14 protein-coding genes are annotated in these 13,465 nt (G+C 42.7%); 6 read left to right on the top strand and 8 right to left on the bottom strand.

Annotated elements, in window-relative coordinates:
* Positions 1 to 169: 169 nt before the first annotated feature.
* Both nrdA and MARME_RS15630 read right to left on the bottom strand, forming a co-directional pair.
* On the bottom strand, positions 170 to 2,434 hold the full coding sequence (nrdA, locus tag MARME_RS15635) for a class 1a ribonucleoside-diphosphate reductase subunit alpha (RefSeq protein ID WP_013662231.1): 2,265 nt from the start codon (positions 2,432 to 2,434) through the stop codon (positions 170 to 172).
* A gap of 315 nt (positions 2,435 to 2,749) precedes the next feature.
* Complete coding sequence (locus MARME_RS15630; protein WP_013662230.1) at positions 2,750 to 3,487, bottom strand: heparan-alpha-glucosaminide N-acetyltransferase; 738 nt, start codon at positions 3,485 to 3,487, stop codon at positions 2,750 to 2,752.
* Positions 3,488 to 3,506: 19 nt separating this feature from the next.
* Between MARME_RS15630 and MARME_RS15625 the strand changes: the two genes are divergently transcribed.
* Positions 3,507 to 4,076: an alpha-ketoglutarate-dependent dioxygenase AlkB family protein gene (locus MARME_RS15625; RefSeq protein WP_013662229.1), complete on the top strand. Its 570-nt coding sequence runs from the start codon at positions 3,507 to 3,509 to the stop codon at positions 4,074 to 4,076.
* Positions 4,077 to 4,119: 43 nt separating this feature from the next.
* Here MARME_RS15625 and MARME_RS15620 read toward each other — a convergent pair whose 3' ends face one another.
* The 3 genes from MARME_RS15620 to MARME_RS15610 are packed head-to-tail and all read right to left on the bottom strand — an operon-like array spanning position 4,120 to position 6,537.
* Positions 4,120 to 4,890 carry an SDR family NAD(P)-dependent oxidoreductase gene (locus MARME_RS15620; protein ID WP_013662228.1) on the bottom strand — a complete coding sequence of 257 codons (771 nt, stop codon included), beginning with the start codon at positions 4,888 to 4,890 and terminating at the stop codon, positions 4,120 to 4,122.
* The gene (gene hisD, locus MARME_RS15615; RefSeq protein ID WP_013662227.1) at positions 4,883 to 6,217 is read right to left on the bottom strand and encodes a histidinol dehydrogenase; all 1,335 of its coding nucleotides are present in this window, start codon (positions 6,215 to 6,217) and stop codon (positions 4,883 to 4,885) included. Before hisD ends, MARME_RS15620 begins: the two co-directional genes overlap by 8 nt.
* Before the next feature lie 20 nt (positions 6,218 to 6,237).
* Positions 6,238 to 6,537 carry an antibiotic biosynthesis monooxygenase family protein gene (locus MARME_RS15610; protein ID WP_013662226.1) on the bottom strand — a complete coding sequence of 100 codons (300 nt, stop codon included), beginning with the start codon at positions 6,535 to 6,537 and terminating at the stop codon, positions 6,238 to 6,240.
* Between the two features lie 240 nt (positions 6,538 to 6,777).
* Here MARME_RS15610 and MARME_RS15605 point away from each other — a divergent pair, with 240 nt between their 5' ends.
* From MARME_RS15605 to MARME_RS15585, 5 genes are all read left to right on the top strand, one after another.
* Positions 6,778 to 7,710, top strand: a complete 933-nt coding sequence (locus MARME_RS15605; RefSeq protein ID WP_013662225.1) for an NAD-dependent epimerase/dehydratase family protein — start codon at positions 6,778 to 6,780, stop codon at positions 7,708 to 7,710.
* 96 nt (positions 7,711 to 7,806) lie between these two features.
* Entirely contained in the window at positions 7,807 to 8,301 is a 495-nt protein-coding gene (locus MARME_RS15600) for a cupin domain-containing protein (RefSeq protein WP_013662224.1), read from the top strand.
* A gap of 110 nt (positions 8,302 to 8,411) precedes the next feature.
* A complete protein-coding gene (locus MARME_RS15595; protein WP_013662223.1) occupies positions 8,412 to 9,629 on the top strand; it encodes an MFS transporter in 1,218 nt (405 codons plus the stop codon).
* A 115-nt stretch (positions 9,630 to 9,744) separates the two neighbouring features.
* Entirely contained in the window at positions 9,745 to 10,680 is a 936-nt protein-coding gene (locus MARME_RS15590) for a LysR family transcriptional regulator (protein WP_013662222.1), read from the top strand.
* Positions 10,681 to 10,716: 36 nt separating this feature from the next.
* A complete protein-coding gene (locus MARME_RS15585; protein WP_013662221.1) occupies positions 10,717 to 11,694 on the top strand; it encodes a fumarylacetoacetate hydrolase family protein in 978 nt (325 codons plus the stop codon).
* A 103-nt stretch (positions 11,695 to 11,797) separates the two neighbouring features.
* Here MARME_RS15585 and pdxH read toward each other — a convergent pair whose 3' ends face one another.
* The 3 genes from pdxH to MARME_RS15570 are packed head-to-tail and all read right to left on the bottom strand — an operon-like array spanning position 11,798 to position 13,430.
* Positions 11,798 to 12,439 (bottom strand): pyridoxamine 5'-phosphate oxidase, encoded by a 642-nt coding sequence (gene pdxH / locus MARME_RS15580; protein WP_013662220.1) that lies wholly within the window; start codon positions 12,437 to 12,439, stop codon positions 11,798 to 11,800.
* Positions 12,440 to 12,443: 4 nt separating this feature from the next.
* Positions 12,444 to 13,076, bottom strand: a complete 633-nt coding sequence (gene coq7 / locus MARME_RS15575) for a 2-polyprenyl-3-methyl-6-methoxy-1,4-benzoquinone monooxygenase (protein WP_013662219.1) — start codon at positions 13,074 to 13,076, stop codon at positions 12,444 to 12,446.
* Between the two features lie 12 nt (positions 13,077 to 13,088).
* The gene (locus tag MARME_RS15570; protein ID WP_013662218.1) at positions 13,089 to 13,430 is read right to left on the bottom strand and encodes a histidine triad nucleotide-binding protein; all 342 of its coding nucleotides are present in this window, start codon (positions 13,428 to 13,430) and stop codon (positions 13,089 to 13,091) included.
* Positions 13,431 to 13,465 lie beyond the last annotated feature (35 nt).

Here is a 13,465-nt window from a genome sequence, read left to right as displayed (position 1 = left end):
AAACGGCTTCTTATATGTGATCTTTAACACAATAGAAGCGGCGCTCACAGAAAAGCATCCATTATAATGGATGCTTATAATAAAATGGTATTTCTTGTTAAACGTAACACAACAAACATTGGATGAGGCTGTGTTACGTTTTCGTCAGTTACGGCACGAATTAAGTCGTTTAGATCTTACATGCGCCGCTTGCACAGTCATCCATGTCATCTTGCTTATCTTCCGCGCCATCACGTGTGTTGTGATAGTACAGCGTTTTGACACCTAACTTATAGGCAGTTAATAAGTCTTTTAGGATGACCTTCATAGGGACTTTCTGAGACTCAAACTTTTGAGGGTCGTAGTTTGTATTCGCAGAAATAGATTGGTCTACGAACTTTTGCATGATACCAACGAGTTGCAAGTAGCCGTCGTTTGAAGGAATACTCCAAAGCAATTCGTACTGATCTTTCAGGCGTTCGTATTCTGGTACCACTTGTTTCAAAATACCGTCTTTACTCGCTTTAACGGAAACGAAACCACGAGGAGGCTCAATACCGTTTGTTGCATTACTTATCTGTGAAGACGTTTCAGAAGGCATTAGAGCGGACAATGTTGAATTACGTAATCCGTATTCAACGATGTCTTTACGTAGGCTTTCCCAGTCATAGTAAAGCTCAGAAGAGACGATTTTGTTGACTTCTTCTTTATAGGTATCAATAGGTAGAATACCTTTCGAGTAAGTCGTTTCGTTAAAGGCTTTACAAGGGCCAAACTCTTTCGAGAGTTTATTCGACGCTTTGAGCAAAAAGTACTGAATCGCTTCGAATGTCTTGTGCGTAAGCTCATTTGCACTGCCATCAGAGTAACGAACACCGTTCTTCGCAAGGTAGTAGGCATAGTTGATCACGCCGACACCCAGAGTACGACGCAATTCAGTCGCATTTTGTGCTGCTGGGATAGGGTAGTTCTGATAATCAAGCAAAGCATCCAGAGCGCGGATAATAAGTTCTGATAGCTCTTCCAACTCATCAAGGTTTTCAAGCGCACCTAAGTTAAACGCAGATAAGGTACACAGTGCGATTTCGCCGTCTGGATCAGACACATTTTCTAGTGGCTTAGTAGGCAGAGCGATTTCCAAACATAAGTTACTTTGCTTGACGGGCGCCACTTTTGGATCGAATGGACTATGAGTATTACAGTGGTCAACATTCTGTAAGTAGATACGGCCTGTACTAGCTCGCTCTGACGCAAATAGTGTAAACAGTTCGGATGCTTTAACTGTTGATTTACGAATAGAGTCGTCTTGCTCGTACATGGTGTATAAGCGATCAAATTTTTCCTGGTCTGCGAAGAAGGCATCGTACAAACCGGGAACATCGGACGGGCTGAACAGCGTGATGTTGCCACCTTTGATAAGGCGTTGATACATCAAGCGGTTAAACTGTACGCCGTAGTCAAGGTGACGTACGCGGTTTTCTTCTACACCACGGTTATTCTTCAACACTAGCAAGCTTTCTACTTCTAAGTGCCAAATTGGGTAAAAGACGGTTGCTGCACCACCTCGTACACCGCCTTGTGAACAGCTTTTTACGGCTGTTTGGAAGTGTTTGTAGAATGGGATGCAACCAGTATGGAATGCTTCGCCACCGCGAATAGGGCTGCCAAGAGCGCGAATTGCACCGGCATTGATACCAATACCTGCGCGTTGACTGACATATTTCACAACAGCGCTTGATGTCGCATTAATGGAATCCAAAGAGTCGCCACACTCGATAAGCACGCAGCTACTGAACTGACGAGTTGGTGTGCGGATACCAGACATGATTGGTGTTGGTAGCGATAACTTAAATTGAGAAACGGCGTCGTAGAAGCGTTTGATTAGATCTAAGCGTGTTTCTTTTTCATAGTTTGCAAATAAGCAAGCAGCAACAAGGATATAGATAAACTGAGGGCTTTCGTAAATTTCACCGGTAACTCGGTTTTGAACCAAGTATTTACCTTCCAGCTGCTTTACTGCTGCGTAAGAGAAGTTCATATCACGAGAGTGGTCGATAAACTCATTAATCTGATCAAGCTCTTCTTTGCTGTAATCATTTAGGATATGTGCATCGTAGCGGTTTTGTTCTACGAGGTTGCAAACGTGCTCGTACAGACGTGGTGGTTCAAACTGACCGAATGCTTTTTTACGAAGGTGGAAAATAGCTAGACGAGCAGCTAAGTATTGATAATCTGGTGTGTTTTCTGAAATTAAGTCCGCTGCAGACTTGATGAGCGTCTCGTGGATGTCGGTTGTCCGGATGCCTTCGAAAAACTGAATTTGAGCTTTTAACTCTACTTGGGAAACTGAAACATTTTCAAGGCCTTCCGCTGCCCATGTAATTACTTTATGGATCTTCTCCAGATCAATATTCTCGGTTACGCCGTTACGTTTAGTAACTGTGAGAGTACTCATGTTTTAGGTTCCCATCGGTGTCTATCATGTTGTGTTTAGAACACTGTATCTAGTATGTGAGTTTAGATCAAGACACTAGATGTAGTGTAATAAGGCTTACTATGAGACGAACAATAGAGATCATTTAGGTTAAAATCAAGGCTTGAAAATTCATCAGTTTTGCGCCTCTCTCAATCTTTTTATCTGAGATTAGTAGTCACTTACGTCGCCCGATAGATAGACTCTAGAAAAGCGAGCTGGCAAGCCCATAATGGGATTTAAACAAAAAAAAATCCGCCTCATACTTCTTGTTTTATATCAGTTTAAAAAGAGGAATTAGATGAAGAAGTTGATGAGATAATGAGCAGCCGCTACAAGAGTGAAAAGAATGATCTGATGTATCAGGTAAACTCGCAAAGCGTACCGCCCGAAGAAGGTAATTGCCGCTGTAACAAGGTTGCTGGGAACCATGAAAGTATGGATTTTTAAATACCCTAATATCGGGCCTATGAAGACTACGCTGATCCAAGGAAGCGGCGCAATAATATCGACGGTTTTTCTAGGAAGGTGTAGATCGTTGTACAGGAAATGTTTAAAGTCTGGAAAGGCGAACCAATCTGTTAACCAATATATAGCAGCAATGACAATCCCGAGAGCTAATGAAATAACGGGTCTTTGAGCTAATGGTCGAACAGCAATGGAAGCAAAGAATATGAAGTGTAATATTCCAAAGAATATCCATTGTTTGGGAAAGACTATGTAAGTCACAAGAGAAATCAAGGTGGCAGCGAACAGTAAAACCGCCATGTGTTTTCTAAAACGAGAAAAGGGTTGGCCAGCGTGTACCGCTAAGTAACTTGACCAGCCAATGGCAGATAAAAATAAAAATACAATAACCGTTCTAAATCCAACCCAAAAGGGCGCTGTCAATGAATAGTCTAGATACCCAAAATGTCTGAGATCCCAACAAAAATGAAAGACAATCATTAGAAGCACCGCAGTACCGCGATAAATGTCTAAAAAAGCACTGCGGTTGTCAGGTCTATGAAGTTGGTTTAAGTTTAGGGACAACACAATCAAGATTCCAATATCTATGTATGATGCACCTTATCGCTATATTCCGCCGAGCTCAAGTAATGGCGATAATTTTCAATTATTGCGACAAAAAATAGATTGGCAGCAAGAATCATTGATGATGTTTGGGAAAGAGATATTGGTTCCGAGGCTAGTGTCTTTTATTGCTGACGATGGGCTTCAGTACGCTTATTCTGGTAAAACTCACTTTGGTTATGGCTGGCCAGATTGGATGAAGGTTTTTAAGCACCGAGCAGAAGTGTTTGCAGGCCAATCCTATAACTCGGTGTTAGCCAATCTTTATCGACATGGCGATGATTATATGGGCTGGCACAGTGATAATGAACGAGAACTTGGACCGGCTCCTGTTGTAGTGACATACAGTGTCGGGGCAGAACGTGACTTTTTACTTCGCTTAAAGCACAACCACAAAACGAAAACGTCGATAAAACTTGAAAACGAAAGTTGGCTAATTATGAGCGCATCAGCTCAAGTTTTATGGCAGCACTCGCTCCCTGTTAGGAAAAAGGTAACAGAGGAGCGAATCAGTTTAACGTTTAGGCAGATTCTTAGAGAGGCTTCACACTGAGATGTAAATTGGTGAATAATTAAAACGACATGAGAAGGTTGTTTTAATCTGCCGTCCATCCCCCGTCGATTAACATGCTGCTTCCTGTCATCATGGACGAGGCGTCCGAGGCAAGAAAGACGGCCGCTCCCATAAGATCTTCTATTTGACCAAGACGACCAAGCTTTATTTTTGATAATACATGAGTGCGAAAGTGTTCATCTTCGAGAAAAGGCTGTGTCATCGGCGTCTCGATAAATGTGGGACAAATGGTATTGCTGCGGATTCCATATTCAGCCAACTCAACCGCAAGGGCTTTATTGAATCCTTCAATTGCCCACTTCGACGCACAATACAGCGTTCTGTTAGCACTACCAACGTGACCCATTTGAGATCCGATATGAATTAAAGAGCCCGAAATATTAGCCTGTATCATATGCTTCGCAATTTCTTTGGTCATAAATATTGTACTTTTTAGATTAAGGTCGAGGACGGCATCATAGTCTTCAAGATCTAGATCTAAAATGGATTTTGGACGATTTGTTCCGGCATTATTTATGAGTATATGAAACGGAGGTTGGTTGCTACAAAAACGCTGTACGTCCTCATAGTTCGACACATCAAGCGAAACTGCTTCCGCTAGAAAGCCTTCGGCTTTTATCGCATTGGCGGCGAGCGTCACGTCTTCTTTATTTCTAGCGACTAAGGTAACGTGTGCGCCTGATTGAGCCAAAGCGGTGCTAAGGCCCAATCCTATTCCCCGGCTAGCACCGGTAACAAGAGCTCGCCTTCCCTCCAAACTAAAACTGGGGGTATGGGGCAAGGAATTAATCATTCGCTATGGTCTCCGGAGTAGGGGGAGCTATACCTGCATACGGGACATCGCGATGTCCATATCGGCGTACTCGAATATTGGCTTGCTCTCCGTGACCTGAAAAACCTTCAAGGTCACACAGTCTTGAGCAATACTCTCCTATGAGCGCAGACGCTTCGTCCGTCATCACCTTTTGATAGGTACATGTCTTAAGAAACTTTCCGACCCATAAACCACCTGTGTAACGTGCCGCTTTTTTAGTCGGCAAAGTGTGGTTTGTTCCAATGGCTTTATCGCCGTAGGCAACATTTGTTCGAGGCCCTAGAAAAAGGGCGCCATAGTTTGTCATCTTGTTCAAAAAAAAGTCGGGGTCGACAGTCATAACTTGAACGTGTTCTGATGCAATATCGTCGGCAATGGACACCATTTCGTCATAACTTTCCGCAACGATGACTTCACCAAAGTTTTCCCATGCAATGCGTGCGTGTTCTGCAGTAGGTAAAATTTTAAGTAACCTTTCAATCTCTGAAATCGTTTCGCGTGCGAGTTTTTCTGAATTTGTCAGTAATATACCTGGGCTATCTGGACCGTGCTCTATTTGTCCTAGTATGTCTGTAGCGCACAGCTCTGCGTCGACACTTTCGTCGGCAATAATTAGGGTTTCTGTTGGCCCTGCAAATAGGTCAATTCCAACGCGACCAAACATCTGCCTTTTGGCTTCAGCCACAAAAGCATTACCTGGTCCAACCAAAATATCGACAGGCGAAATGGATTTTGTACCCAAAGCCATCGCACCTATGGCTTGAATGCCACCAAGCGCATAAATTTCATCTGCCCCTGCCATCGCTTGAGCCGCTACGATTGCGGGCGCTAATTTACCTTCAAATGGCGGCGCACAGGTAATGACTCTTGGAACTCCGGCGACTTTTGCTGTTATTACTGACATATGAGCAGAGGCGAGCAATGGGTATTTACCGCCGGGAACATAACAGCCCGCTGAATTTAAAGGCAAATTTTTGTGTCCCAATATAACACCCGGAAGCGTCTCTTCTTCGGCATCTTGAATGGAGTTACGTTGAATTTGCGCGAAATGGCGAACTTGTTTTTGTGCAAACTCGATATCTTTGAGTGCTTGAGGGGACAAACTGTCGATACATGCTTGAATTTCTGCACTTGATAGTCGGTAATCCTCACGGTCCCAATTGTCGAACTTTACAGAGAGCTTGCGTATTGCCGTATCGCCATTTTGTTCAATATCTGCCAAAGTGGTTTCAACAATGTCTCTAACTTTACGATCATTGTTCGATCTTATGTCCATTCCAACACTTTTTTTAATCCAGTGTGCCATAACAACCTCTTATTATTTTATTAGAACGCCTCTAGTACTTGCTTTACGTGCTCAACTTTTGGTGGTTTTTCAAAGAAGGGGGATGCGAGTTCTCGCCATTTTTTAAAACCTTCTGAATTTTTGAAGGTAACCATATGATCTTCAACCGTGTTCCACCCCACGATAAGTCGATAATGATTGGGGGTCTCAATTGACCGTTCGAGTTTTAGACCGATACATCCTTTGGCTTCTTTGAAGTGCTGACTGGCTTTATATACGGCCTTTTCAAAATACTCTTCTTGTCCGATCAATACTGATATTTCTGCAACCTCATAAATCATTTCTAGCTCTCTCATTATTTTTAGAGGGAATCTTAATGTGAATGTTTTTATTTGGATGTTCAATAAAATCAATATTGATTGTTTGGAATAAGGCTATTTGTAATTCCGATAGGGTTGTTGGTGATATTTTAAATCTTGTTTGCTAGTTTGTTTTTAAGTCTTTTGGGATGATTTATTAAATCAAAATATCGAATTTATATTTAGTGTCTACTTTTTGAATAAGATTTGGGAATAAGTGTTTTGAATATATTAATTACGGGTGCAAATGGCTTTGTTGGTAGTGCTCTTGTAAAAGCACTTTCTAAGAATAAAAATAACTCGCTTACATTGTTAGATACAGCGTTTTCCAATGTTCAACGACGCTCAGAGGAGGGGATTCGATTTGTCGAAGGGAGCTTTAGTAGTGAGATGGTTCGACAAGAGTTTTTAAAGGATGGTTCAGATGTCCTTTTTCATCTAGCGTCGGTGCCTGGCGGGGCGGCAGAAAAAAATCCGGACTTATCGAAAGCAATCAATCTAGATGCAACGCTTTCATTGTTCGACGAGGTGGCGATGAAATCACCTCAATCTCGGTTGGTGTTTAGTAGTTCTATTGCTGTGTTAGGACAAGATCTGCCTCAACAAGTGACAGATGATACACCTGTGTCTCCAGCGTTGACATATGGAGCGCATAAAGCCATGGCGGAATTGGCTTTGGCCGATATGAATCGTCGTAAGTTATTAAACGCTGTTTCCGTTCGCCTACCAGGGATTGTGGCTCGTCCATTAAGTAACAGTGGTTTAAAGTCTGCATTTATGAGTGATGTTTTTCATGCGTTAAAGAAGAGAGCCTCTTTTGTTTCTCCGGTGTCACCGAATGCGACACTTTGGATTATGTCCGTTCAACAATGTGTTGCTAACTTAATTCAGGCTTCTAGTATCAATTCCGATAATTTGGCTTTAAAAAATGCAATCACACTGCCTGCAATTCGCTGCTCTATGGTGGAGTTAATAGAAGAAATTAATACACAGTTAAACAATCAATCTAATGTAGTGACTTATGAGCCGGATGATGAGCTGGAGCGTGCGTTTGGATCTTACCCAAAATTAGAGACTCTGTTAGCCGATTCTATTGGTTTAAAACACAACGGGACACTAAAAAATCTAGTTAACGATGTATTAGAAAATTTATAACAGCTTAACAAATGAATGTTGTCGAAAATTTAGATTATAAATTTGACGATATTTACGTTTATTCCATGTTTTCGGTTGCAATAAAGGCAAATTAATATGAAGAGTACCTCTCTTGTTAGGCGTGTCGTCACTGGTCACGATGAAAAAGGTAACGCAGTAATTTGGAAAGATAACGCCCTTCCTCCCCAATATATGCCTCAGAATGAAGATGCTGAATTTACGTTGATCTGGTCCACGGCAGAACTTCCTGTTGACAATAATGACCCAGTCGATGGTATTGAGCGTGATGCGGGCGTTACTTTAAAAGGAGGCTCCGTTATCCGAGTAGTCGATATGCTGCCCGGTAAGGAATCTCCCATGCATAGGACAAACAGCCTTGATTACGGTGTCGTTATTTCCGGTGAGTTGGAGTTGGTGCTCGATGATGGTGTTAACACTCGACTTTATCCTGGAGATATTGTTGTCCAACGAGGGACGATACATCAATGGCGTAACCCGAGTGATGTAACAACGTGTCGTATCGTGTTTGTTTTAACCGAAGCATTCCCTGTCAATATAAAAGGAACACCACTAGAAGAAGTACATCCTTGAACACTATCTGTAAAACAGATTTCGTGTATTTGATATCGCGATTAGTGCCACGTAATCCTGTTCGTTAGCATAAGAATATAGCCCTCTAATAAAAACAATACGGTGATAATATGAGTCAAGAGAGAAGCGCAGGAAACCTACAGGGAGTCGTGTTAATACTTCCGATTACGTTGACGGTAATGGGAGCGGCTCTTTTAGCTCCGATTGTGCCTTTGTTAATGCAGCAGTTCAAGGATATTGAAAATGCCATATATTGGGTCCCCTTGTTACTGTCGATTCCGGCATTATGCATTGCTTTAGGGGCTCCGGTCGCGGGCATTCTTGCCGATAAAGTAGGGCGTAGGAAGCTGCTTATCTGGTCGATGATTATCTATGCCTTCAGTGGTATGTCTCCGATTTTACTTTCTGATTATTGGCCTATTTTTATTTCCAGAATCTGTGTTGGGCTTTGTGAAGCTGTGATCATTACTTGTTCAACGACGCTGATAGGCGATTACTTTTCGGGTGATAAGCGAGATAAATGGCTTGGCAGCCAGGCTGCGTTAGCGACCGTGACGGCGATGTTTCTTTTCCCTTTGTCAGGTTTTTTAGGGAGTCAGTTTGGCTGGAAAGGTCCATTTTTACTCTATGGTAGCAGCCTTATTTTGGCTATTTTGGTGCTTTTATTTACTTGGGAAAACCGTTTTTCAAGCCGTCAACGCTCGGTTGAATCTGATGAAAAGAAAGCAAGCAGAGGGCGGTTGCCAAAGTCACATATGCTCACTGTGTGCGCGTTTACGCTGGTAGGTGGTGTGTTCTTTTATATCCTGATGTTTCAACTGAGTACGGCTTTGGGGCACTTTGATATAAATGATGCGTCCTTGTCTGGTTTGTTGTTATCGATTACGGCTCTTGGTGTTCCAATAGGTGCTATTGCTTATCGTTATGCACACAAATTACTCGGTACAAAAAGTTTGGTGTTCTTAGAGTTTGCAATTTTAGCGGTGGGCTTTATTAGCATGAGCCACGCTGAAAACTATCAATGGTTTATATTAGCGGGCTTTTTTAATCAATTTGGCGCAGGCATGCTGCTGCCGACCATGTTAACTTGGGCGGTGTCCAAATTGGAATTCGATGTTCGGGGATTAGGGGTAGGTATATGGCAATCCACCTTTGCTTTTGGTCAATTTGTTAGCACCCTTGCGTTTTCATGGGTAGCGACGCAAGTGGGGAGCGAAAACTACTTAAGTACCTTCCAAATATTTGGTGCCATTGCATTGCTAACCTGTTTTATTGCTGCTCTTTTTCTTAGAAAGCAAATGTCAAAAAAACAAGAACAATACGCATAAACGAGTAATCTGAGTGACGGATATTAAGAGGCCTGACTGAATGAGTGTGGTGTATTTTAGAGTTGAATTCGCTGTTCAGTGATGTCATCTTGCTCTTAATAACCTTGGAGGATACATGCGATTAAATCGACTGGATTTGAATTTATTAGTGGCGCTTGATGCTCTTCTCACTGAAAAAAGTATTACGCGTGCGGCAGATCAAATCTGCCTTAGTCAGCCTGCAACGAGCGGTGCTCTGGCTCGGCTAAGGGAGTTTTTTGAGGATGAATTGTTATGTAGAAATGGGGCTCACATGGTATTAACGCCTTTGGGGGAAAGCTTGAAAATCCCTGTTCATAACATACTCATGCAGATTCAAACGACTGTAGAGCGTCGTTTAGAGTTTGAACCAGCTAGCTCAGAACGCTGCTTTAGGGTCTTATTAAGTGATTATACGTCGACTACGTTAATGGCAAAAGTGGTAAGGCAAATCTCAGACATTGCACCACGTATGAAGTTAGAGTTGATTGCTCCAACAAATGACCCTCAGGGAAAGTTGGAGCAGGGGAATATTGATTTTCTAATCATGCCAGAAAAAGAACTATCGGATAAACACCCAAAAGCTAAGTTGTTTGATGAAGACTTTGTCGTCATTGGTTGCCAAAACAATCCTTTTTTAGAGATTGAATTAACACAAGAGACGTATTTGTCTCTTAGTCATGTATCAGTCCGTTTTGGGTCGCAACGCAAACGGAGTCAGGATCAAATTATTTTGGAGCAACAATATGGAATTGTTCAAAAAGTGGATGTTGTGACATCTACTTTTGCATCAATTCCCCAATTTTTACCAGGGACAAACAGAATCGCAACGGTATATCGTCATCTTGCAGAAGAATGGGTTAATTTTTTGCCTCTGAAAATAATGCCAGTGCCTTTGCTGCTTTCTTCTATTCCGTGGGGTATACAGTGGCATTCTTATCGGGATTTGGATCCTGCTATTCATTGGTTAAAAAGCGAAATACTTAAGGTTGTTGAAATACACTACGAAACATCAAAGACAGCACCGCTTTAGAAGCTTCTACGTAGGGCGGTGTTTGAGGAGTACGTTATGAAATTAGCAACGATCAAAAATGGGCATCGAGATGGGCGCTTAGCGATTGTTTCTCGCGATTTGACGAAGGCTGTTTATGCTGGAACCATTGTCGATACGATGATTGAAGCGCTTGAAAACTGGCATCAAGTCGAAACGCCTCTTAGAAATCGCTACGCCTTACTCAACAAGGGATGCTTGAACGAAGCGTTTGATTTTGACCCGATCAAAGCCATGGCGCCTTTGCCGCGGTGCTATCAGTTTGTGGATGCCTCAGCATTTTTGAACCACGGCAATATTATGGAACAAGCCTATAACCTTGATGTAAAAAAAGAACAAACCATTCCCATTTTAGTTCAACGTCAGAGCGATGACTTTTTAGGTGCTCGCGATGATTATACGTTTCCGAGTGAAGCTGATAATGCTGACTTTGAAGGGGAATTTGCGGTTATTGTTGATGATATGCCGATGGGTATCGGTACAGAAGAAGCAGAAAATCATATTAAACTGGTTCTTACCCTAAATGATATGAGTATGCGTACGCATTTATTTAGAGAGTTACAAATGGGTTTTGGCTTTATAAACGCCAAGCCTGCAACGGCGTTTAGCCCTGTGGCCGTTACTCCCGATGAATTAGGTGACGCTTGGCATAACGGACGTGTTTGTTTAAATATGGATGTTACACATAACGGCGTGAGGTTTGGTAATCCAAATGGCCGTGAAATGGACTTTAGTTTTGGTCAAATTTTAAGTCATTTAGCTTACAACCGGAATCTTAAAGCGGGTGCCATAATCGGATCCGGAACGGTATCTAATACCAATTGGAAGGAAGTTGGTTCTGCTTGTTTGGCGGAGCGACGTGCATTGGAATTGATCGAGTATGGCGAGTGTCGTACAGAGTTTCTTAAGTATGGTGATCGATTGACGTTTGACGTTAAAGGAACGGATGGACGTTCTGTATTCGGTTCAATTGAACATACAATGATGCCTTCCTAATGGATCTGGTATCAATGTATGTTGCTTTAAGATAGCTGCTGCATTTCTGTTTTTATCTGTTTAACAGTAGCTTCCTCATATGAAAAAGCGACTGTTCGCTCGATTAAGGTGCTTTCCTTACTCTACTCCAGCTGTCGTTTTCAAATGTGTAAATGAGCCGGTCGTGTAGACGGCTAGGGCGGCCTTGCCAAAACTCAATGGAGTTGGGTTTGACAATATAGCCTCCCCAGTTTGATGGACACGGAACGTCGCTCTCTTTCAGTTCTTCGTCGAGTCGATTAAATTGATCGCTTAAAAACGCTCTGTCTTTGATTATCTGACTTTGAGGAGATGTGGATGCGGCGATCTGGCTCGCTCTTGGTCGGGTCGCAAAGTAGGCTTCTGACGTTGCCTGATTCGTTTTCTCAATTGTACCTTCTATTCGGATTTGCCTAGACAGAGGTGCCCAGAAAAACGTTAAGCAAACGTGGTTATTCGCTTCAATATCTTGGCCTTTATCACTGTCGTAATTAGTAAAGAAACTAAAACCCGATTCGTCGCGCTGTTTCAGAAGAACAATCCGGCTGTGAGGCTTATGCTCTCTATCTACGGTGCTTAACATCATCGCAGTCGGATCATCTTGACATGAATCGATAGCCAGCTTTAACCATGAATCGAAAAGGCTGAGTGGGTCATCACCCGCTTTTTCTTCTAATAAATCATCGAATTGGTAATCACGACGAATGGAATGTAGGTCTCTGTTCATTCTTCTAAATCCGGTAAGTTGATTTGGTCATCACTTTAGATACATGGGTCATAACGTTCATGACGGGCGCTGGGAAGACATATCCGCCTGAATCTATGGCCGCTTGTCGGTGTTTTGCTTCATCAATGTGCATTTGCTTCAGAATCGCTCGGCTACGTTGATCTTGTGCGGGGAGTGCTTCCATGTGCTTATCAAGATGCAGACAGACTTGATCTTCTGTAGCCGCTACAAAACCTAAGCTAAGACGGTCACTTATCAAACCCGCTCCTGCGCCGATCATAAAAGAGGCGCTATAGAAGAGTGGATTGAGGTGGCTTGGACGACTGCTCAGTTCATATAGGCGCTCTTCACACCATACTAAGTGATCGATTTCCTCATCCGCCGCGTGCTCCATTTCGTCCCGAACCGTGTCTAATTTGGCGGTCAGTGCTTGGCCTGCATACAAGGCTTGCGCGCAGACTTCCCCTGTGTGATTAATACGCATTAACCCTGCAGCGTGTTTGATCTCTGACGAATTTAACTCACTGTGTGTTTCTGAATGAGCTGGGTTCGCCCGCTGAGCTTTTGCAACCTTAGGAGTAAGGGTTTGCAGTGCACGGTCAAGCTGAAGAATCGCTTTGTCTATTTTTGATAGCATTTCTGACTCCTATTAACCTGGAGGCCATGTCATTTGTCGACCGCCAAGTACATGCATGTGAATGTGGTAAACCGTTTGACCGCCCATTTCGTTGCAATTCATCGTAACGCGGAAGCCATCGTCACTGACGCCTTTTTCCTTTGCTACTTTAGCAGCGACGATCGGCAACTTACCAATTACGGGGGCATCTTCTTCACTAATGTCATTCAAAGTACTGATGTGTTTTTTAGGAATGACCAAAAAGTGCACGGGTGCTTGAGGCATGATGTCTTCAAACGCAATAACGTCGTCATCCTCATACAAAATGGTAGCAGGGATTTCTCGGTTAATGAGCTTGCAGAATAAGCAATCCATGGTGTCTCCTGTCGTATCGTGTTTATTATCTAGTT

It is taken from the genome of Marinomonas mediterranea MMB-1 (genome assembly GCF_000192865.1).
Taxonomy (GTDB): domain Bacteria; phylum Pseudomonadota; class Gammaproteobacteria; order Pseudomonadales; family Marinomonadaceae; genus Marinomonas; species Marinomonas mediterranea.
The sequence above is the reverse complement of the archived record's forward strand: the minus strand, read 5'-3'. Positions and strand labels throughout refer to the sequence as shown.

Excerpts from the sequence above, each read along its gene's own strand:
- coq7 (WP_013662219.1), bottom strand. The coding sequence starts at position 13,076 with ATGCTATCAAAAATAGACAAAGCGATTCTTCAGCTTGACCGTGCACTG.
- MARME_RS15620 (WP_013662228.1), bottom strand. The coding sequence starts at position 4,890 with ATGATTAATTCCTTGCCCCATACCCCCAGTTTTAGTTTGGAGGGAAGG.
- MARME_RS15590 (WP_013662222.1), top strand. The coding sequence starts at position 9,745 with ATGCGATTAAATCGACTGGATTTGAATTTATTAGTGGCGCTTGATGCT.
- MARME_RS15585 (WP_013662221.1), top strand. The coding sequence starts at position 10,717 with ATGAAATTAGCAACGATCAAAAATGGGCATCGAGATGGGCGCTTAGCG.
- MARME_RS15600 (WP_013662224.1), top strand. The coding sequence starts at position 7,807 with ATGAAGAGTACCTCTCTTGTTAGGCGTGTCGTCACTGGTCACGATGAA.
- MARME_RS15595 (WP_013662223.1), top strand. The coding sequence starts at position 8,412 with ATGAGTCAAGAGAGAAGCGCAGGAAACCTACAGGGAGTCGTGTTAATA.
- hisD (WP_013662227.1), bottom strand. The coding sequence starts at position 6,217 with ATGGCACACTGGATTAAAAAAAGTGTTGGAATGGACATAAGATCGAAC.
- pdxH (WP_013662220.1), bottom strand. The coding sequence starts at position 12,439 with ATGAACAGAGACCTACATTCCATTCGTCGTGATTACCAATTCGATGAT.
- MARME_RS15625 (WP_013662229.1), top strand. The coding sequence starts at position 3,507 with ATGTATGATGCACCTTATCGCTATATTCCGCCGAGCTCAAGTAATGGC.
- nrdA (WP_013662231.1), bottom strand. The coding sequence starts at position 2,434 with ATGAGTACTCTCACAGTTACTAAACGTAACGGCGTAACCGAGAATATT.
- MARME_RS15570 (WP_013662218.1), bottom strand. The coding sequence starts at position 13,430 with ATGGATTGCTTATTCTGCAAGCTCATTAACCGAGAAATCCCTGCTACC.
- MARME_RS15610 (WP_013662226.1), bottom strand. The coding sequence starts at position 6,537 with ATGATTTATGAGGTTGCAGAAATATCAGTATTGATCGGACAAGAAGAG.